Source organism: Pseudomonas sp. VS40, assembly GCF_018587885.1.
Lineage (GTDB): Bacteria > Pseudomonadota > Gammaproteobacteria > Pseudomonadales > Pseudomonadaceae > Aquipseudomonas > Aquipseudomonas pergaminensis.
In genome coordinates, this window is record NZ_JAGYWD010000001.1 from 510,603 (window position 1) to 529,783 (window position 19,181).

General features: G+C 61.7%; 15 protein-coding genes. 11 read left to right on the top strand and 4 right to left on the bottom strand.

Annotated elements, in window-relative coordinates; translation table 11 throughout:
• Positions 1 to 113 precede the first annotated feature (113 nt).
• On the bottom strand, positions 114 to 824 hold the full coding sequence (locus tag KHP07_RS02340; protein WP_078047165.1) for a tellurite resistance TerB family protein: 711 nt from the start codon (positions 822 to 824) through the stop codon (positions 114 to 116).
• A 168-nt stretch (positions 825 to 992) separates the two neighbouring features.
• Between KHP07_RS02340 and KHP07_RS02345 the strand changes: the two genes are divergently transcribed.
• From KHP07_RS02345 to KHP07_RS02385, 9 genes are all read left to right on the top strand, one after another.
• Positions 993 to 1,904, top strand: coding sequence for a LysR family transcriptional regulator (locus tag KHP07_RS02345; RefSeq protein ID WP_003209548.1), 912 nt, complete (start codon positions 993 to 995; stop codon positions 1,902 to 1,904).
• Positions 1,905 to 2,037: 133 nt separating this feature from the next.
• Complete coding sequence (locus KHP07_RS02350) at positions 2,038 to 3,495, top strand: gamma-aminobutyraldehyde dehydrogenase (protein WP_214496537.1); 1,458 nt, start codon at positions 2,038 to 2,040, stop codon at positions 3,493 to 3,495.
• Between the two features lie 72 nt (positions 3,496 to 3,567).
• A complete protein-coding gene (gene ydcS / locus KHP07_RS02355; protein ID WP_078047162.1) occupies positions 3,568 to 4,719 on the top strand; it encodes a putative ABC transporter substrate-binding protein YdcS in 1,152 nt (383 codons plus the stop codon).
• Between the two features lie 234 nt (positions 4,720 to 4,953).
• On the top strand, positions 4,954 to 5,988 hold the full coding sequence (locus KHP07_RS02360) for an ABC transporter ATP-binding protein (protein ID WP_078047161.1): 1,035 nt from the start codon (positions 4,954 to 4,956) through the stop codon (positions 5,986 to 5,988).
• A 1-nt stretch (position 5,989) separates the two neighbouring features.
• Positions 5,990 to 6,919 carry an ABC transporter permease gene (locus KHP07_RS02365; protein WP_078047160.1) on the top strand — a complete coding sequence of 310 codons (930 nt, stop codon included), beginning with the start codon at positions 5,990 to 5,992 and terminating at the stop codon, positions 6,917 to 6,919.
• Positions 6,909 to 7,718, top strand: coding sequence for an ABC transporter permease (locus tag KHP07_RS02370; protein WP_012722540.1), 810 nt, complete (start codon positions 6,909 to 6,911; stop codon positions 7,716 to 7,718). The genes KHP07_RS02365 and KHP07_RS02370 overlap by 11 nt, the downstream gene beginning before the upstream one ends.
• Before the next feature lie 170 nt (positions 7,719 to 7,888).
• Complete coding sequence (locus KHP07_RS02375) at positions 7,889 to 9,313, top strand: gamma-aminobutyraldehyde dehydrogenase (RefSeq protein WP_214496538.1); 1,425 nt, start codon at positions 7,889 to 7,891, stop codon at positions 9,311 to 9,313.
• Between the two features lie 133 nt (positions 9,314 to 9,446).
• The gene (locus KHP07_RS02380) at positions 9,447 to 11,309 is read left to right on the top strand and encodes a flavin monoamine oxidase family protein (protein WP_214496539.1); all 1,863 of its coding nucleotides are present in this window, start codon (positions 9,447 to 9,449) and stop codon (positions 11,307 to 11,309) included.
• Positions 11,310 to 11,605: 296 nt separating this feature from the next.
• A complete protein-coding gene (locus KHP07_RS02385) occupies positions 11,606 to 13,231 on the top strand; it encodes a glucan biosynthesis protein D (protein ID WP_078047157.1) in 1,626 nt (541 codons plus the stop codon).
• 99 nt (positions 13,232 to 13,330) lie between these two features.
• Here KHP07_RS02385 and KHP07_RS02390 read toward each other — a convergent pair whose 3' ends face one another.
• From KHP07_RS02390 to KHP07_RS02400, 3 genes are all read right to left on the bottom strand, one after another.
• Entirely contained in the window at positions 13,331 to 13,516 is a 186-nt protein-coding gene (locus KHP07_RS02390) for a hypothetical protein (RefSeq protein ID WP_078047156.1), read from the bottom strand.
• Positions 13,517 to 13,786: 270 nt separating this feature from the next.
• Positions 13,787 to 14,893 carry an NADH:flavin oxidoreductase/NADH oxidase gene (locus KHP07_RS02395; RefSeq protein WP_078047155.1) on the bottom strand — a complete coding sequence of 369 codons (1,107 nt, stop codon included), beginning with the start codon at positions 14,891 to 14,893 and terminating at the stop codon, positions 13,787 to 13,789.
• 127 nt (positions 14,894 to 15,020) lie between these two features.
• A complete protein-coding gene (locus KHP07_RS02400; RefSeq protein WP_078047154.1) occupies positions 15,021 to 16,922 on the bottom strand; it encodes a potassium transporter Kup in 1,902 nt (633 codons plus the stop codon).
• A 289-nt stretch (positions 16,923 to 17,211) separates the two neighbouring features.
• Between KHP07_RS02400 and rimO the strand changes: the two genes are divergently transcribed.
• Entirely contained in the window at positions 17,212 to 18,552 is a 1,341-nt protein-coding gene (rimO, locus tag KHP07_RS02405) for a 30S ribosomal protein S12 methylthiotransferase RimO (RefSeq protein ID WP_003231334.1), read from the top strand.
• 105 nt (positions 18,553 to 18,657) lie between these two features.
• On the top strand, positions 18,658 to 19,128 hold the full coding sequence (locus tag KHP07_RS02410; RefSeq protein ID WP_099494188.1) for a GNAT family N-acetyltransferase: 471 nt from the start codon (positions 18,658 to 18,660) through the stop codon (positions 19,126 to 19,128).
• Positions 19,129 to 19,181: the final 53 nt, after the last annotated feature.

The window sequence follows — 19,181 nt, forward strand, 5'->3', positions numbered from 1 at the left end:
GTATAGCTGAGCACAAGCCCTCATTTATCAACGGGTTTTGATGTAGCACCCGCAGAATGCAAAAACACCCCGGGCCATGGCGGCAACCGGGGTGTTCGTGGTCAATGACAGGCTCAGAGGGTGGCTTGGCGCACCTGTTTCTCCAGCTCCAGCTTCAAGCCTGGCTCCAGTTTCAGTTGGCGTGCCAGCTCGTCGAGGTAGGCCTTCTCCATGAAGTTTTCCTCGTCCACCAGCATCACGCTGGCGATGTACATCTCAGCCGCCATCTCCGGCGTGCCGGCAGCGCGCGCCACGTCAGCAGGGTCCAGGGGCTTGTTGAGTTCGGCGTGCAGCCAGCTTTGCAGCTCGCGGTCGTTATCGAGCTTGGTGAATTCGCCTTCGATCAGCTCGCGTTCGCGCTCGTCCACATGGCCGTCGGCCTTGGCTGCGGCGACCAGCGCCTTGAGGATGCCTTGGCTGTGTTGCTCGACCTGCGCCGGTGGCAGGCGGTCGATGGTCTGCGGCTCGCCCTGGGGCGCATTGGCCTGGTTGGCCTGCCAGTTGCCGTAGGCTTTATAGGCGATCACGCCCAATGCCGCCAGGCCGCCGTAGGTCAGCGCTTTGCCACCGAATTTGCGCGCTTTCTTGTTGCCCAGCAGCAGGCCCATGGCACCCGCTGCCAGCGCGCCGCCCCCAGCACCGCCCAGCAGGCTGCCCAGGCCACCACCGCCGAGCAACCCGCCCAGCGCGCCTTTGTCGTCCTGTTTACGCTGGCCGCCAGCCTTGTTGTGCAGCATGTCCTGGCCAGACTTGAGCAACTGATCGAGCAATCCACGGGTATTCATTCGTAGCCTCCAGACACTAGGGTTCATAAGACCAATAGGCTCCCAGCGTAAAACTAAGTGCCAAAAAGCCTCGATCTAGAGTGCTTCCAGATGTAACGCGGTCGCCCTTCACTTGAATCGATATACACTCGAACAAATCTATAAAAACACCCCACTGGTAATTCCAGCATGATGACCTTGCGTCAAATCCGGCACTTTATCGCCGTGGCCGAGACCGGCTCGATCTCCGCCGCCGCGCAGACGGCGTTTATTTCCCAGTCCACCTTGACCCTGGCGATCCAGCAACTGGAGCAGGAAATCGGCGTCAACTTGTTCAACCGTCACGCCAAGGGCATGACCCTGACCCACCAGGGCCATCAGTTCCTGCGCCAGGCGCATCTGATCCTTGCCACCGTCGACAACGCCAAGCGCAGCCTGCAACAGAGCACCGACCAAGTGGCCGGCCAGTTGATCATCGGCGTGACCAGCCTGGTGGCCGGTTACTACCTCGCCGACCTGCTCACACGCTTCCAACGCGCCTACCCCAACGTGGAGATCCGCGTCATGGAGGATGAGCGCCCGTACATCGAGCATTTGCTGGTCAGCGGCGAAATCGACGTGGGCGTGCTGATCCTCTCCAACCTTGAAGACCGCCACGCCCTGCAAACCGAAGTGCTCACGCACTCCCCTCACCGCCTGTGGCTGCCGGCGCAGCACCCGCTGCTGGAACACGACAGCATTAACTTGGCCGATGTGGCACGTGAACCGCTGATCCAGCTGAACGTCGACGAAATGGGCCACAACGCCCAGCGCATGTGGACCGGCGCAGGCCTGCAACCTCGTGTGACCCTGCGCACCGCTTCCACCGAAGCCGTGCGAAGCCTGGTGGCGGCGGGCCTCGGCGTGTCGATCCAGCCGGACATGACCTACCGCCCCTGGTCGCTTGAGGGCGACATCATTGAAGCGCGCCCGATTGCCGACCTCAGCCAGACCCTCGACGTGGGCCTGGCTTGGCGCCGTGGCACCGCACGGCCTGCGCTGGTAGACCCGTTCCTCACCGTCGCCCGTGAACAGCCCCACCCGCGCAAGCCATCTATTTAATCGAATGCTGCATTCAGTATTTAGTATTTGTTGACCTCGCGCCTGACCTCTAGTCTCTGTTCATCCCCTAAGAGAAGGTCAGGCGCCTTGTAAGAGAACGCCCATGGCCACACAAGAAAAGAGATCGCGAAAAATGTCCGGCGCGCCCACCCCGCTGCTCACTGCGTTGCTGATCGACGGCGAACTGGTCCAGGGCCAGGGTTTTGCCGAACCGATCCTCAACCCGGCCACCGGTGAAGTGCTCACCCAAATCGCCGAAGCCAGCACCGAGCAGGTCGAAACCGCGATCCTCGCCGCCCATCGCGCCTTTGCCGGCTGGTCACGCACCACGCCGCAGCAGCGCTCGAACATCCTATTGGGCATTGCCGACGCCATCGAAAAACAAGCCGACTACTTGGCCCGTCTGGAATCCCTGAACTGCGGTAAGCCCTTGCACCTGGCGCGTCAGGATGATTTGAGTGCCACCGTCGATGTATTCCGCTTCTTCGCCGGGGCTGTGCGTTGCCAGACCGGGCAACTGAGCGGTGAATACCTGCCGGGCTACACCAGCATGGTGCGCCGCGATCCGATTGGCGTGGTGGCCTCGATTGCACCGTGGAATTACCCACTGATGATGGCCGCGTGGAAGATCGCCCCGGCCCTGGCCGCCGGTAATACCCTGGTGTTCAAGCCGTCGGAACACACGCCCCTGTCGATCCTGGCCCTCGCCCCTGTCCTTAAAGAGCTGCTGCCGCGTGGGGTGATCAATATTCTCTGTGGGGGCGGCGAAGGTGTCGGCAGCCATCTGGTCAGCCACGCCAAGGTGCGCATGGTCTCGCTGACCGGCGATATCGTTACCGGGCAGAAGATCCTGCAAGCCGCCTCCAAAACCCTTAAACGCACGCACTTGGAACTGGGCGGCAAGGCCCCCGTGATCGTGTGCAACGACGCCGACCTGCAAGCCGTGGTCGAGGGTGTGCGCGCCTACGGCTACTACAACGCCGGCCAGGATTGCACCGCCGCGTGCCGCATCTACGCCCAGGCGGGTATCCACGACAAACTGGTTGCTGAGCTTGGCGCTGCCGTGAGCAGCCTGCGTTTTGCCGGCAAACGCGATGCCGACAACGAACTGGGCCCGCTGATCAGCACGCGCCAGCGCGACCGGGTTGCCAGTTTTGTCGAACGCGCCCTCGGCCAGCCGCATATCGAACGCATCACCGGCGCCGCCGTGCATTCCGGTGCCGGCTTTTATTACCAGCCGACGCTGCTGGCCGGCTGCAAACAGAACGATGAAATCGTGCAGCGCGAAGTCTTCGGCCCGGTGGTCACGGTGACGCGCTTCGACGAGCTGGAGCAGGCGGTGGACTGGGCCAACGACTCCGAATACGGCCTGGCCTCGTCGGTGTGGACCCAGAACCTGGACAAAGCCATGCAAGTGGCGGCGCGCCTTCAGTATGGCTGCACCTGGATCAACAGCCATTTCATGCTGGTCAGCGAAATGCCCCACGGCGGCTTGAAGCGCTCGGGGTATGGGAAGGACCTGTCCAGCGATTCGCTGCAGGACTACAGCGTGGTGCGCCACATCATGGCGCGCCATGGCCAGCATCTTTAAAACAACAACTAAGCTCATGCGTTACCGGTTTGAACAACTGCCCCGACCATAATTAAAGAAGAGGGAACCCCCATGTCTGCGCACAAGACCGCACTGCTCAGTGCCCTGACCACCGCGCTGCTGGCCAGCGCCAGCCTCCAGGCCGCCGAACCGCTCAAGGCGGTGGGTGCCGGCGAAGGCCAGCTGGATATCGTCGCCTGGCCCGGTTACATCGAACGTGGCGAAAGCGACAAGGCCTACGACTGGGTCAGCGGTTTCGAGAAGGAAACCGGCTGCAAGGTCAATGTGAAGACCGCCGCCACCTCGGACGAAATGGTCAGCCTGATGGCCAAGGGCGGGTATGACCTGGTCACCGCGTCCGGCGATGCTTCGCTGCGGTTGATCGTCGGCAAGCGCGTTCAGCCGATCAATACCGCGCTGATCCCCAACTGGAAGAACATCGACCCGCGTCTCAAGGACGCGCCGTGGTACGTGGTCGGCCAGCAAACCTACGGCACCCCGTACCAGTGGGGCCCGAACGTGCTGATGTACAACACCAACGTGTTCAAGACCGCGCCCACCAGCTGGGACGTGCTGTTCAACGCGCAGAACCTGCCGGACGGCAAACCCAACAAAGGCCGTGTGCAGGCGTATGACGGCCCGATCTACATTGCAGATGCGGCGCTGTACCTGAAGAGCACCAAGCCGGAACTGGGCATCCAAAGCCCGTACGAACTGACCGAAACCCAGTACAAGGCCGTGCTCGAATTGCTGCGCGCGCAACAACCGCTGATCCACCGCTACTGGCACGACACCACCGTGCAAATGAGTGACTTCAAGAACGAAGGCGTGGTGGCCTCCAGCGCCTGGCCGTATCAGGTCAACGGCCTGCAGAACGAGAAGCAGCCGATTGCTTCGACGATTCCGAAGGAAGGCGCCACCGGCTGGGCCGACACCACCATGCTGCACACCGAGGCCAAGCACCCGAACTGCGCCTACAAGTGGATGGACTGGTCGCTGCAGCCGAAGGTCCAGGGCGATGTCGCCGCCTGGTTCGGCTCGCTGCCTGCCGTGCCTGCGGCCTGCAAGGAAAGCGAACTGCTCGGCGCCGAGGGTTGCAAGACCAATGGTTTCGACCAGTTCGAAAAGATCGCCTTCTGGAAAACCCCGCAGGCTGAAGGCGGCAAGTTCGTGCCGTACAGTCGCTGGACCCAGGATTACATCGCGATCATGGGCGGCAGGTAAGGCCTTCCTGGCTGCATAGATCCTATGTGGGCAGGGTGTATGTGGGAGCTGGCTTGCCTGCGAAAGCATCACCTCGCAGTAGCTGATACACCGAGGTGCCTGCATCGCGGGCAAGCCCGGCTCCCACAGAACAGCTCCCACATTGGGACCGAGCCAAACTCACTACCGCATTGTTTTTTCAGAAGTCCAGGCCGGGCCGCTGCGACGACCCGCGCCTTTTCGGAGCACCGCACCATGACGCTTGCAGTCCAATTCACCCACGTTTCCCGTCAGTTCGGCGAAGTGAAAGCCGTTGACCGGGTTTCCATCGATATCCAGGACGGCGAGTTCTTTTCCATGCTCGGCCCTTCCGGCTCGGGCAAGACCACCTGCCTGCGCCTGATCGCCGGGTTCGAGCAGCCGAGCGCAGGCTCGATCCGTATCCATGGCGAGGAAGCCGCCGGCTTGCCGCCGTATCAGCGCGATGTGAACACCGTGTTCCAGGATTACGCGCTGTTCCCCCATATGAATGTGCGCGACAACGTCGCCTACGGCCTCAAGGTCAAGGGCGTGGGCAAGGCCGAACGCCTGAACCGTGCCGAAGAAGCCCTGGCCATGGTCGCCCTCGGCGGCTACGGCGACCGCAAGCCGGTGCAGCTTTCCGGTGGTCAACGCCAACGGGTGGCCCTGGCTCGCGCCCTGGTCAATCGCCCGCGCGTGTTGCTGCTGGACGAGCCACTGGGCGCCCTTGACCTCAAGCTGCGCGAGCAGATGCAAAGCGAGCTGAAGAAGCTGCAACGCCAGCTGGGCATCACCTTTATCTTCGTGACTCACGACCAGACCGAAGCACTGTCGATGTCCGACCGTGTGGCCGTGTTCAACAAAGGTCGCATCGAGCAGGTCGACACCCCGCGCAACCTCTACATGAAACCCGCCACCGCGTTCGTCGCCGAGTTCGTCGGCACTTCCAACGTGATTCGCGGCGAGCTGGCCCAGCGCCTCAGCGGCAACGCGCAGCCGTTCTCGATCCGCCCGGAACACGTGCGCTTTGCCGAGGGCCCGTTGGGCGCCGGCGAAGTGGAAATCAGCGGTCTGCTCCACGATATCCAATACCAGGGCAGCGCCACCCGCTATGAACTGAAACTGGAAAACGGCCAGGCGCTGAACATCAGCCAAGCCAACAACCAATGGCTGGACATCAGCAGCGGCCATCAGGTCGGCCAGTCCATCACCGCTCGCTGGGCACGGGAAGCCATGACCCCGCTGACCGACAGCGCAGGCGAGGTGTGACATGAGCCTGGCCCTTTCCCATCCGCCGATGCGCAGGTTTTCCAACCTGCTGTACCGTAAGCCCAACCTCTACCTGGCAATGCTGCTGGTGCCGCCGCTGATCTGGTTCGGCGCGATCTACCTCGGTTCGTTGCTGACCCTGCTGTGGCAAGGCTTCTATACCTTCGACGACTTCACCATGGCGGTCACGCCGGACCTGACCCTGGCCAACTTTGCCGCGCTGTTCCAGCCGTCGAATTTCGACATCATCGTGCGCACCCTGAGCATGGCGATCGTGGTGTCGATCGCCAGCGCCATCGTGGCCTTCCCCATCGCCTACTACATGGCGCGCTACACCACGGGCAAGACCAAGGCGTTCTTCTATATCGCAGTGATGATGCCGATGTGGGCCAGCTACATCGTCAAGGCTTATGCCTGGACCTTGCTGCTGGCCAAGGGCGGCGTGGCGCAGTGGTTCGTGCAGCACCTGGGCCTGGAGCCGTTGTTGCAGTTCGTGCTGGGCATTCCCGGCGTGGGTGGCAGCACTTTGAGCACTTCGCACCTGGGGCGCTTCATGGTGTTCGTCTACATCTGGCTGCCGTTCATGATCCTGCCGATCCAAGCCTCCCTGGAGCGCTTGCCGCCGTCCTTGCTGCAAGCCTCTGCCGACTTGGGAGCCAAGCCGCGCCAGACCTTCATGCAGGTGATTCTGCCGCTGTCGGTGCCGGGCATTGCCGCCGGTTCCATCTTCACGTTCTCCCTGACCCTGGGCGATTTCATCGTGCCGCAACTGGTGGGCCCACCCGGCTACTTCGTCGGCGGCATGGTCTACGCCCAGCAAGGCGCCATCGGCAACATGCCCATGGCGGCGGCGTTCACCTTGGTGCCGATCGTGCTGATCGCGGTTTACCTGTCCATCGTCAAACGCCTGGGGGCCTTCGATGCACTCTGAAAAATCTTCTATGGGCCTGAAGATCGCCGCTTGGGGTGGACTGGTTTTTCTCCATTTCCCGATCCTGATCATCTTCCTCTACGCCTTCAACACCGAAGAAGCCGCCTTCAGCTTTCCGCCCCAGGGCTTCACCCTGAAGTGGTTCAGCGTGGCCTTCGCCCGGCCGGACGTGCTGGAAGCAATCAAACTGTCGCTGCAGATCGCCGCCATCGCCACGCTGATTGCAATGGTGCTCGGCACGCTGGCCTCGGCGGCGCTGTATCGCCGTGAGTTCTTTGGCAAGCAAGGCGTGTCGTTGATGCTGATCCTGCCGATCGCGCTGCCGGGGATCATCACCGGTATCGCGTTGCTGGCGACTTTCAAGACGCTCGGGATCGAGCCGGGGATGTTCACCATCATCGTCGGCCACGCGACGTTCTGCGTGGTGATCGTCTACAACAACGTCATCGCCCGCCTGCGCCGCACGTCCCACAGCCTGATCGAAGCCTCGATGGACCTGGGCGCCGACGGCTGGCAGACCTTCCGCTACATCATCATGCCCAACCTGGGCTCGGCGCTGCTGGCCGGCGGCATGCTCGCCTTTGCGCTGTCGTTCGACGAAATCATCGTCACCACTTTCACCGCCGGCCACGAACGCACCTTGCCGCTGTGGCTGCTCAACCAACTGAGCCGCCCACGGGATGTGCCGGTGACCAACGTGGTGGCGATGCTGGTGATGCTGGTGACGATGTTCCCGATTCTCGGTGCCTATTACCTGACGCGCGGCGGTGAAAGCGTGGCCGGTAGTGGCGGCAAATAACGTTGCAGCTGGAGGAGCTCAGTTCAAATGTGGGAGCGGGCTTGCTCGCGAAAGCGGTACATCAGATACACATGCGTCGACTGACACACCGTATTCGCGAGCAAGCCCGCTCTCACATTAAGAGCCGGTTTCTTCAGGGAATTAACACTCGTTTTGAGGAGAGCTGAACCATGCAAACCAAACTGCTGATCAACGGCCACCTGGTCGAAGGCGAAGGCCCGGCACAAGCCGTCTTCAACCCGGCCCTCGGCCGCGTGCTGGTAGAAATCAAGGAAGCCAGCGAAGCCCAGGTCGACGCCGCCGTGCGTGCTGCCGATGCAGCCTTCGAAGGCTGGTCGCAAACCGCACCGAAGGATCGTTCGCTGCTACTGCTAAAACTGGCGGACGTGATCGAAGCCCACGGCGAAGAGCTGGCCAAGCTGGAATCGGACAACTGCGGCAAACCCTACAGCGCCGCGCTGAACGATGAGATCCCGGCGATTGCCGACGTGTTCCGCTTCTTTGCCGGCGCCAGCCGTTGCATGAGCGGGTCGGCGGGCGGTGAATACCTGCCCGGCCACACCTCGATGATCCGCCGCGACCCGGTGGGCGTGATCGCCTCCATTGCGCCGTGGAACTACCCACTGATGATGGTCGCCTGGAAAATCGCCCCGGCCCTCGCCGCCGGTAATACCGTGGTGCTCAAGCCGTCGGAACAAACCCCACTGACCGCGTTGCGTATGGTCGAACTGGCTGCCGAAATTTTCCCGGCCGGTGTGCTCAACCTGGTGTTCGGTCGTGGGCCGACCGTGGGCAGCCCGCTGGTGACCCACCCGAAAGTGCGCATGGTGTCGCTGACCGGCTCCATTGCCACGGGCGCGAATATCATCTCCAGCACCGCCGACAGTGTGAAACGCATGCATATGGAGCTGGGCGGCAAGGCGCCGGTGATCATCTTCAACGACGCCGATATCGATGCCGCCGTGGAAGGCATTCGCACCTTCGGCTTCTACAACGCCGGCCAGGATTGCACCGCGGCGTGCCGGATTTATGCCCAGGCGGATATCTACGATGCGTTTGTCGAGAAACTCGGCGCGGCGGTCGCCAGCATCAAGTACGGCCTGCAGGATGATCCGGCGACCGAGCTGGGCCCGCTGATTACCGCGCAACACCGCGACCGTGTGGCCGGGTTTGTCGAGCGCGCCGTGGCACAGCCGCACATTCGCCTGGTCACCGGTGGCAAGGCGGTGGAAGGCAATGGCTTCTTCTTTGAACCGACCGTGCTGGCCGACGCGCAGCAGGACGACGAAATCGTGCGGCGCGAAGTGTTCGGCCCGGTGGTATCGGTGACCAAGTTCAGCGATGAAGCACAGGTGCTGGGCTGGGCCAACGATTCGGACTACGGCTTGGCGTCATCCGTGTGGACCGCCGACGTAGGACGCGCCCATCGCTTGGCCGCGCGCCTGCAATACGGCTGCACCTGGGTGAACACCCACTTCATGCTCGTCAGCGAAATGCCTCACGGCGGTCAGAAACTGTCGGGTTATGGCAAGGACATGTCCATGTACGGACTGGAGGACTACACCACCGTTCGCCATGTGATGTTCAAGCACTGACCCCAGCGCCACCTCTGTAGGAGCCGGCTTGCCGGCGATGAGGCCAGTGAGCCATGCGTTGCTCTTGTGGACGCCATCGCCGGCAAGCCGGCTCCTACAGGGGTCTTATAACAATAAAATTTAGGTTCCCCCCATGAATATCACCCGCCGCGACTTCCTCAACGGCGTCGCTGTCACTATTGCCGCCGGCATGACTCCGCTGCAGATCCTCCAGGCCGCCCCCGATGGCCGCTACTACCCACCCGCCCTCACCGGCCTGCGCGGCAGCCATGTCGGCTCGTTCGAGGTGGCGCACCAGATGGGCTGGGAAAAGAAGGTGTTCGACACCGATAAGCTGCCGGTCACCGAGCACTATGACCTGGTGGTCGTGGGCGGCGGCTTGAGTGGGTTGTCGGCGGCATGGTTCTACCGCGAGAAGCATCCCAAGGCAAAGATCCTGATCCTGGAAAACCACGACGACTTCGGCGGCCACGCCAAGCGCAATGAATTCCAGGCCGGTGGCCGCATGATCATCGGCTACGGTGGCAGCGAGGCGTTCCAGTCGCCCAACCACCTGTACAGCAAGCAAGTGAACGGGCTATTGAAGAAACTCGGGGTGAACATCAAGCGCTTCGAAACCGCCTTCGACCGCCAGTTCTACCCAGACCTGGGGCTGTCGCGAGGGGTGTTTTTCGACAAGGAGAACTTCGGCGAAGACAAACTGGTGACCGGCGACCCCACGCCGATGGTGGCCGACGACATCGCGCCAGACCGGCTCAACGCGCGTGCCATCCGCGACTTCATCAATGACTTTCCGCTGCCGCCGGCTGACCGCCAGGCCCTGATCGAGCTGCACACGGCGCCCAAGGACTACCTGCCAGGCAAGACCGCAGAAGAAAAAGCCGACTACCTGGCAGCTACCAGCTACCGTGATTTCCTGCTTAAGAACGTAGGTTTATCGGAAGGCGCGGTGAAGTATTTCCAGAGCCGTACCAATGACTTCATGGCCCTGAGCATCGATGCGGTGGCGTCTTCCGATGCCTACAACGTGGGTTTCCCTGGTTTTGCCGGGCTGAACCTGGCACCGATCAGCGAAGAAGCCGCCGCCGAAATGGAAGAGCCCTACATCTATCACTTCCCGGACGGCAATGCGTCAGTGGCGCGGTTGCTGGTGCGTAGCCTGATTCCAGGCGTGGCACCGGGGCACACCATGGACGATATCGTGCTGGCGGCGTTTGACTACGCCAAGCTCGACCAGCCCAAGGCGGCCGTACGCTTGCGCCTGAACAGCACGGCGGTCAGCGTGCGAAATGTCGGGGATGGCGTGCATATCGGCTACAGCCGTGGCGGACAACTCGCACAGGTAAGCGGCAAACGCTGCATCCTGGCGTGCTACAACATGATGATTCCATACCTGCTCAAGGACGTGCCAGCACCACAGGCCCACGCCCTGAGCCAGAATGTGAAGTACCCGCTGGTGTACACCAAGGTGGTGATCCGCAACTGGCAGTCGTTCCAAAAGCTCGGCGTGCATGAGATTTACGCGGCGACCCTGCCTTATAGCCGTATCAAGCTGGACTACCCGGTGAGCATGGGCGGCTATGACCACCCGCGTGACCCGACGCAGCCGATCGGCCTGCACATGGTCTACGTGCCTACCAGCCCCAACAGCGGCATGAACGCCCGCGACCAGGCCCGCGCCGGGCGCGGCAAGTTGTATGGGCAGACGTTCGAGCAGTTGGAAGCGCAGTTGCGCGACCAGTTGCAACGCATGCTGGGGCCAGGTGGTTTCGAGCATGAGCGCGATATCCTGGCGATCACTGTCAACCGTTGGTCACACGGTTATGCGAGCTTCTCCAACAGCTTGTTCGACAAAGCCGATGAAAGCGAAGCGCTGATGAAGCTGGCGAAAAAACCGGTGGGGCATGTGAGCATCGCCAACTCGGATGCGGCCTGGAGTGCGTATGCGCATGCAGCCATTGATGAGGCGTACCGCGCCGTTGGCGAAATCGCCTGACCCTTGTAGGAGCCGGCTTGCCGGCGATGAGGCCCTTGAGCCTTGCAGCGTTCTCTCGGACGCCATCGCCGGCAAGCCGGCTCCAACAGGGGATTTTTGTGAGTCGGAAATGTCTTGTCGCATTTGCTAGGCCATCACGTCGCTATCAATCAATTTTCCTACGCCATCGAACCGCTTAAGCTATCCGGCGTCTGTTTAATGTCCGTTGCGTTTGGTCGAAGGCATGTCCGAACCGTAATTTCTGATCCGCTACGTGCCAGGAAAGGCGCGGGATTTGCTCACGACAGGTTGTCTCTATGCACCGCAGGAATTTGCTCAAAGCGTCCATGGCCATTGCGGCTTACACCGGTTTGTCGGCCAGCGGCCTGCTCGCCGCCCAGGCCTGGGCCGGGAACCGTGCCGCCGATGGCAAGGCCGTGGCGTTCGACTTCGACACGCTCAAGGCCCAGGCCAAACAACTCGCCGGGACCGCGTACAAGGACACCAAACAGGTACTGCCGCCGACCCTGGCGACCATGACCCCGCAGAATTTCAACGCCATCGGCTACGACGGCAACCATTCGCTGTGGAAGGAATTGAACGGGCAGTTGGACGTGCAGTTCTTCCACGTCGGCATGGGTTTCAAGACGCCGGTGCGTATGCACAGCGTCGACCCCAAGACCCGTGAAGCGCGTGAAGTGCATTTCCGCCCTTCGCTGTTCAATTACGAAAAAACCACGGTCGACACCAAGCAACTGACCGGCGACCTCGGTTTTTCCGGCTTCAAGCTGTTCAAGGCGCCGGAGCTGGATCGCCATGACGTGCTGTCGTTTCTCGGCGCCAGCTACTTCCGCGCGGTGGATTCCACCGGCCAGTACGGCCTTTCTGCCCGTGGCCTGGCCATCGACACCTACGCGAAAAAACGCGAGGAGTTTCCTGACTTCACGCAGTTCTGGTTTGAAACCCCGGACAAGAACGCCACCCGCTTCGTGGTCTACGCCCTGCTCGATTCGCCGAGCGCCACCGGCGCATACCGCTTCGACATCGACTGCCAGGCCAATCAGGTGGTGATGGCCATCGACGCCAATATCAATGCGCGCACCACCATTGAACAACTGGGCATCGCGCCGATGACCAGCATGTTCAGCTGCGGCACCCACGAGCGCCGCATGTGCGACACCATCCACCCGCAGATCCACGATTCGGACCGCCTGGCGATGTGGCGCGGCAACGGCGAGTGGATCTGCCGCCCACTGAACAACCCGGCCAAGCTGCAATTCAACGCGTTTGCCGATAAAGACCCGAAAGGCTTCGGCCTGGTGCAGACCGACCACGAATTCGCCAGCTACCAGGACACCGTGGACTGGTACAGCAAGCGCCCAAGCCTGTGGGTCGAACCCACGACAGCGTGGGGGGAAGGCTCGATCGACCTGCTGGAAATTCCTACCACCGGCGAAACCCTCGATAACATCGTGGCCTTCTGGACCCCGAAAAAACCCGTGGCCGCCGGCGACTCGCTCAACTACGGCTACAAGCTGTACTGGAGCGCCCTGCCACCGGTGAGCACGCCGCTGGCCCAGGTCGATGCCACCCGTTCCGGCATGGGCGGCTTTGTCGAAGGTTGGGCACCGGGTGAGCACTACCCTGAAGTCTGGGCGCGCCGTTTTGCCGTGGACTTCAAGGGCGGTGGCCTGGATCGCCTGCCACCAGGCACCGGGATCGAACCGGTCGTCACCTGTTCCCACGGCGAAGTCAAAGACTTCAGCGTGCTGGTGCTGGATAACATCAAGGGCTACCGCATCCTGTTCGACTGGTACCCGACCAGCGACAGCGTGGAGCCGGTGGAGCTGCGCCTGTTCATCCGCACCCAGGACCGCACCTTGAGTGAGACCTGGCTGTACCAGTACTTCCCGCCGGCACCGGACCAGCGCAAGTACACCTGAGCAACCTTGTAGGCGCTGGCTGGCCAGCGATGGCATCACTGCGGTGTGACTGACACACTGCGGTGCTTGCATCACCGGCAAGCCAGCGCCCGCCAGTGCTCAGAACCGCGACACGCTCTTCATCGCCCCAATCAAATACCGCATCGCCACCTGATCGTTCTCGGTCAGGGCGCGGTATTGCGCCAACAACTCCATTTCATCCGTGCTCAGCCTTCGCCCCCGCAAAGACACCCGGCGAGCCAGAATCGACGTCACCACACCCACTACACCATAGGACTTGGCCATGGACTGCTTCTCCTGATATCCATCAAATACTCCTGCTGCCCATTACCCGCCTCCCATGAAGCGCAATGCCTCAGTGAGCAAACCGACTGACTTCCTGGGCCAGAAATCAGGCTTACCCTAAGCGTAGAAACGATCTCGCAACTTGTGGGATTTTTTTAGAGTATTCACTTAAAAAAATTTCGCGGTAACAAAGACCTACAGCCCTATCCCACCTTGCGGCCATAAAAAAACCCACCGGTCAGGGTGGGTTTTGGTGAAGCGTGCTGCGGGTCAATCCCTCAAGTCAGACTCATGGATCGGTTGGTCACGATGGGTGGCGCGCTGATATTGCGCCGGCCAGATGGCCTTGCGCCCGCCCAGGTCATCGTCGGCATGCAGCGGCCAGTAAGGGTCACGCAACAGTTCACGGGCGAGGAAGATGATATCGGCCTGGCAGGTGCGCAGGATGTGCTCGGCCTGGGCCGGCTCGGTGATCATGCCAACGGTGCCCGTGGCGATGCCCGACTCTTTACGCACGCGCTCGGCGAAGCGGGTCTGGTAGCCGGGGCCGGTGGGGATCTCGGCATTGGCGGCGGTGCCACCGGAGGACACGTCGATCAGGTCGACGCCCAAGTCTTTCAGGCGGCGCGCCAGCTCCACGGTTTCATCCGGGTTCCAGCCGTCTTCCACCCAGTCGGTGGCCGACACCCGCACAAACAGCGGCAGGTCCTGGGGCCAGACCTCACGCACTGCCTGGGTCACCTCAAGCACCAGGCGGATGCGGTTTTCAAACGAGCCACCGTACTGATCCTGACGCTGGTTGCTGATGGGCGAGAGAAATTGATGCAGCAGGTAACCATGGGCCGCGTGGATTTCCACCACTTCAAAGCCTGCGGTCAACGCGCGCTTGGCCGCGGCGACGAAATCGGCGATCACTTGCTGGATCTGTCCCTCGTCCAACTGCTTGGGTTGGGTGTGCTGGGGGTCAAAGGCAATGGGCGATGGCCCCACTGGCACCCAGCCACCGTCTTCGGGCTTGACGCTGCCATGCTTGCCGATCCACGGCCGATGGGTGCTGGCCTTGCGTCCGGCGTGGGCCAGTTGAATGCCCGCTACCGCGCCTTGGGCGGCAATGAAACGCGTGATGCGTTGCAGCGGTTCAATCTGCTCATCGTTCCACAGGCCAAGGTCCTGGGCGGTGATGCGGCCATCGGCCGTCACAGCGGTGGCTTCGGTGAAAATCAGCCCGGCGCCACCCACGGCACGGCTGCCAAGGTGCACCAGGTGCCAGTCATTGGCCAGGCCATCGTCGCTTGAGTACTGGCACATGGGCGACACGGCGATGCGGTTGAGCAGGGTCAATTGACGGAGGGTGTAGGGTTCGAGCAGTTGACTCATGGCGCACCTCTTCTGGGTTCTGTGGGCACTATTCAAACAGTGCTTAGAGCCTAGTCGACAACGCTGGATTGCACAGGGTTCAGAAAGGAAAGCGGGAGCCGGTTGCCGGCTCCCGTGCTGCAACGTCTTACATTTCGACCTGGGTGCCCAGCTCGATCACCCGGTTCACCGGGAGTTTGAAGAAGCGCAGGTTGCCGTTGGCGTTCTTCAACATAAAAGCGAACAACGCTTCGCGCCAACGGGCCATGCCCTTGATTCGAGACGCGATGACCGTTTCGCGGCTGAGGAAGTAGGTGGTGCGCATCGGGCTGAAGTCCAGGTCATCGAGGTGACACAGCTTCAGCGCCTCGGGCACATCCGGCTCATCGGTAAAGCCAAAGTGCAGGATCACGCGGAAGAAGCCTTCGCCGTAGGCATCCACCTCGAAGCGCCGTGCGGCCGGGACGCGGGGGATGTCCTCATAGACCACGGTCAGCAGCACCACTTGTTCATGCAACACCTGGTTATGCAGCAGGTTGTGCAACAGCGCATGGGGCACGGCGTCCGGGCGAGCGGTGAGGAACACGGCGGTGCCCTGCACCCGATGGGGCGGCTGCACACGGATACTGCTGATAAAGATCGGCAGCGGCAGGCCACCTTCGTCGAGGCGCTCCACCAGCAATTGCTTGCCGCGCTTCCAGGTGGTCATCAGCACGAACAGCACGATCCCCGCCAAGACCGGGAAGGCGCCGCCCTGGATGATCTTCGGCACGTTGGCGGCAAAATACAGCCCGTCGACCAACAGGCAGCAGACCAACACCGGCACGGCCAGGATCGGTGGCCACTTCCACAGCAGCAACATCACGGCTGACACCAGGATGGTGGTCATCAACATGGTCCCGGTCACCGCCACGCCGTAGGCCGAGGCCAATGCGTTGGAGGATTCGAAGCCCAGCACCAGCAGGATCACACCGACCATCAGCGACCAGTTCACCGCGCCGATGTAGATTTGGCCCTGCTCGGCACTAGAGGTGTGCTGGATATGCATGCGCGGGATGTAGCCCAGCTGGATCGCCTGGCGGGTCAACGAGAACGCGCCGGAAATAACCGCCTGGGAGGCAATCACTGTGGCCAGTGTCGACAACACCACCAGCGGGATCAGCGCCCAACTCGGGGCCAGCAGGTAGAACGGGTTGCGCGCGGCCTCCGGGTCGCCCAGCAGCATGGCGCCCTGGCCGAAATAGTTGAGCACCAGCGCCGGCAACACCAGGATGAACCAAGCACGGGCGATGGGTTTGCGGCCGAAGTGACCCATGTCGGCGTACAGCGCCTCGGCGCCGGTCAATGCCAGCACCACCGCGCCCAGGATGGCCACGCCGATGCCTGGGTGAGCTTCAAAGAAGCGCACGCCCCACATCGGGTTCAACGCGTTGAGCACTTCAGGGTGCAGGGTGATGCCATACACACCGAGACCACCGAGCACCAGGAACCACGTCACCATCACCGGACCGAACAGCTTGCCGATACGGTCTGTGCCGTGTTTCTGGATCAGGAACAGCGCCACCAGCACCACCAGCGCGATGGGCACCACCCATTTTTCCAGGCCATCGAACGCCAGTTCCAAGCCTTCAATGGCCGACAAGACGGAAATCGCCGGGGTGATCATGCTGTCGCCGTAGAACAGCGCTGCCCCGCACAGGCCACAGACCACCAGGAAACTGCGCAGCTTCTTGCGCTCCCCCGCCGCCCGTCGTGCCAGGGCCGTGAGCGCCATGATGCCGCCCTCACCCTGGTTGTCGGCGCGCAGCACGAACAGCATGTACTTGATCGAGACCACCCAGATCAGCGACCAGAAGATCAGCGCCAGGATCCCCAGCACGCCATCATGGTTGACCTGAACCCCATAACCGCCGTTGAACACCTCTTTAAGGGTGTAGAGCGGGCTGGTCCCGATATCGCCGTAAACCACCCCGACCGCTGCCACCAGCATGCCAATCGGTTTGGCGTTCGACTGCTCGGCACCTGCTGCCTGATTACTCGCGTGACCCATCAACCACTCCTGCCCTTTGACCTGAGGTCTTTTATAAACAACGCGTCTAAGCTGACCGTAGCATGCGCTGTTTTACTTCTCGTAACAGACGTTTTATTGACCTCGGGCTTTTACCCGTGTGCAACGGCGCGAAGCATAGCGCAGCACTCGTCGCATTTCCCTGCATAAAGCTGGTCAAGTGCGCTGCCCGTCGCTAGAATTGCGCACTTTTTGATCAGAGGCGCACCAAGCGCCCGTCCGCAGCCCTGTCGTGCCCGACTGGCGGCGTCATTCAATACCGAGGTTAGACATGTCCACCACCATCGCAAAGGCCAACCCCAAGGTTGGCTTTGTTTCCCTGGGTTGCCCGAAGGCTCTGGTCGACTCCGAGCGCATCCTCACGCAACTGCGTATGGAAGGCTATGACGTTGTGTCCACTTACCAGGACGCCGACGTGGTGGTGGTTAACACCTGCGGCTTCATCGACTCGGCCAAGGCAGAGTCGCTGGAAGTGATCGGCGAAGCCATCAAGGAAAACGGCAAGGTCATCGTGACCGGCTGCATGGGCGTGGAAGAAGGCAATATCCGCAACGTGCACCCGAGTGTGCTGGCGGTGACCGGCCCGCAGCAATACGAGCAGGTGGTCAACGCCGTGCACGAAGTGGTTCCACCGCGCCAGGACCACAACCCGCTGATCGACCTGGTGCCGCCGCAAGGCATCAAGCTGACGCCGCGCCACTACGCGTATTTGAAGATTTCCGAAGGCTGCAACCACAGCTGCAGCTTTTGCATCATCCCGTCGATGCGCGGCAAGCTGGTCAGCCGCCCGGTCGGTGACGTACTGGACGAGGCCCAGCGCCTGGTCAAATCCGGCGTCAAAGAGCTGCTGGTGATCTCCCAGGACACCAGCGCCTACGGCGTCGACGTGAAATACCGCACCGGTTTCTGGAACGGCGCGCCGGTGAAAACCCGCATGACCGAGCTGTGCGAAGCCCTCAGCAGCCTGGGTGTGTGGGTGCGCCTGCACTACGTTTACCCGTACCCGCACGTGGACGAGCTGATCCCGCTGATGGCCGCCGGCAAGATCCTGCCGTACCTGGACATCCCGTTCCAACACGCCAGCCCCAAAGTGCTCAAGGCCATGAAACGCCCGGCCTTCGAAGACAAGACCCTGGCGCGCATCAAGAACTGGCGCGAGATCTGCCCGGAGCTGATCATCCGTTCGACCTTCATCGTCGGCTTCCCTGGCGAAACCGAAGAAGACTTCCAGTACCTGCTGGACTGGCTGACCGAAGCCCAACTCGACCGCGTCGGCTGCTTCCAGTACTCGCCGGTTGAAGGCGCCCCGGCCAACCTGCTGGACCTGGCCGTGGTACCGGATGACGTCAAGCAGGACCGTTGGGAGCGCTTCATGGCGCACCAGCAGGCCATCAGCTCGGCGCGCCTGCAACTGCGTATCGGCAAGGAAATCGAAGTGTTGATCGATGAAGTCGACGAGCAAGGCGCCGTCGGCCGTTGCTTCTTCGATGCTCCGGAAATCGACGGTAACGTGTTTATCGACGACGCCAGCGGCCTGAAGCCGGGTGACAAGGTCTGGTGCACCGTGACCGATGCCGACGAATACGACCTGTGGGCTGAAAAGCGCGACTGATCGATGTAAAAATTTGAAAAAGCCCTGCCTCTGGACACGATGCGGGGCTTTTTTAGGTCTATCGTTTTGCCCATTGGCGCCAATTATCGGCAAGGGGCAGCGAGCATGCGTCAGCATTCGGTTATCCACACACCTAAAATCAGCGACTACGCGGAATTGGCGCGCCTCTGGGAAGCCTCGGTGCGGGCCACCCACGATTTTTTGCCGGACAGCTACATTGTGCTGCTCAAGAATCTGGTGCTGACCCGCTACCTGGACGCCGTGATGCTGATCTGCACCAAGGACACGCGCCAACGCATCACCGGGTTTGCCGGGGTAGCATGCGGTAAGGTCGAGATGCTGTTTATCGACCCGCAGCACCGCGGTGAAGGCCTGGGCCGGCAATTGCTGCGGTATGCGATTGAGCACTTGAATGCCGACGAACTGGACGTCAACGAACAGAACCCCCAGGCCCTGGGTTTCTACTTCAAACAGGGTTTTGAAGTGATCGGACGCACGGAGCATGATGGCCTCGGCCAGCCTTACCCATTGCTGCACCTGCGTTTGCGCCAGCAACAACACCTGCGCAGTGGCTGACAACGCGCAAAGCAAATGTGGGAGCTGGCTTGCCTGCGATACAGGCAACTCGG

Coding starts and splice junctions, on each gene's coding strand:
- KHP07_RS02340 (WP_078047165.1), bottom strand. CDS start 824: ATGAATACCCGTGGATTGCTCGATCAGTTGCTCAAGTCTGGCCAGGAC.
- KHP07_RS02345 (WP_003209548.1), top strand. CDS start 993: ATGATGACCTTGCGTCAAATCCGGCACTTTATCGCCGTGGCCGAGACC.
- KHP07_RS02350 (WP_214496537.1), top strand. CDS start 2,038: ATGTCCGGCGCGCCCACCCCGCTGCTCACTGCGTTGCTGATCGACGGC.
- ydcS (WP_078047162.1), top strand. CDS start 3,568: ATGTCTGCGCACAAGACCGCACTGCTCAGTGCCCTGACCACCGCGCTG.
- KHP07_RS02360 (WP_078047161.1), top strand. CDS start 4,954: ATGACGCTTGCAGTCCAATTCACCCACGTTTCCCGTCAGTTCGGCGAA.
- KHP07_RS02365 (WP_078047160.1), top strand. CDS start 5,990: ATGAGCCTGGCCCTTTCCCATCCGCCGATGCGCAGGTTTTCCAACCTG.
- KHP07_RS02370 (WP_012722540.1), top strand. CDS start 6,909: ATGCACTCTGAAAAATCTTCTATGGGCCTGAAGATCGCCGCTTGGGGT.
- KHP07_RS02375 (WP_214496538.1), top strand. CDS start 7,889: ATGCAAACCAAACTGCTGATCAACGGCCACCTGGTCGAAGGCGAAGGC.
- KHP07_RS02380 (WP_214496539.1), top strand. CDS start 9,447: ATGAATATCACCCGCCGCGACTTCCTCAACGGCGTCGCTGTCACTATT.
- KHP07_RS02385 (WP_078047157.1), top strand. CDS start 11,606: ATGCACCGCAGGAATTTGCTCAAAGCGTCCATGGCCATTGCGGCTTAC.
- KHP07_RS02390 (WP_078047156.1), bottom strand. CDS start 13,516: ATGGCCAAGTCCTATGGTGTAGTGGGTGTGGTGACGTCGATTCTGGCT.
- KHP07_RS02395 (WP_078047155.1), bottom strand. CDS start 14,893: ATGAGTCAACTGCTCGAACCCTACACCCTCCGTCAATTGACCCTGCTC.
- KHP07_RS02400 (WP_078047154.1), bottom strand. CDS start 16,922: ATGGGTCACGCGAGTAATCAGGCAGCAGGTGCCGAGCAGTCGAACGCC.
- rimO (WP_003231334.1), top strand. CDS start 17,212: ATGTCCACCACCATCGCAAAGGCCAACCCCAAGGTTGGCTTTGTTTCC.
- KHP07_RS02410 (WP_099494188.1), top strand. CDS start 18,658: ATGCGTCAGCATTCGGTTATCCACACACCTAAAATCAGCGACTACGCG.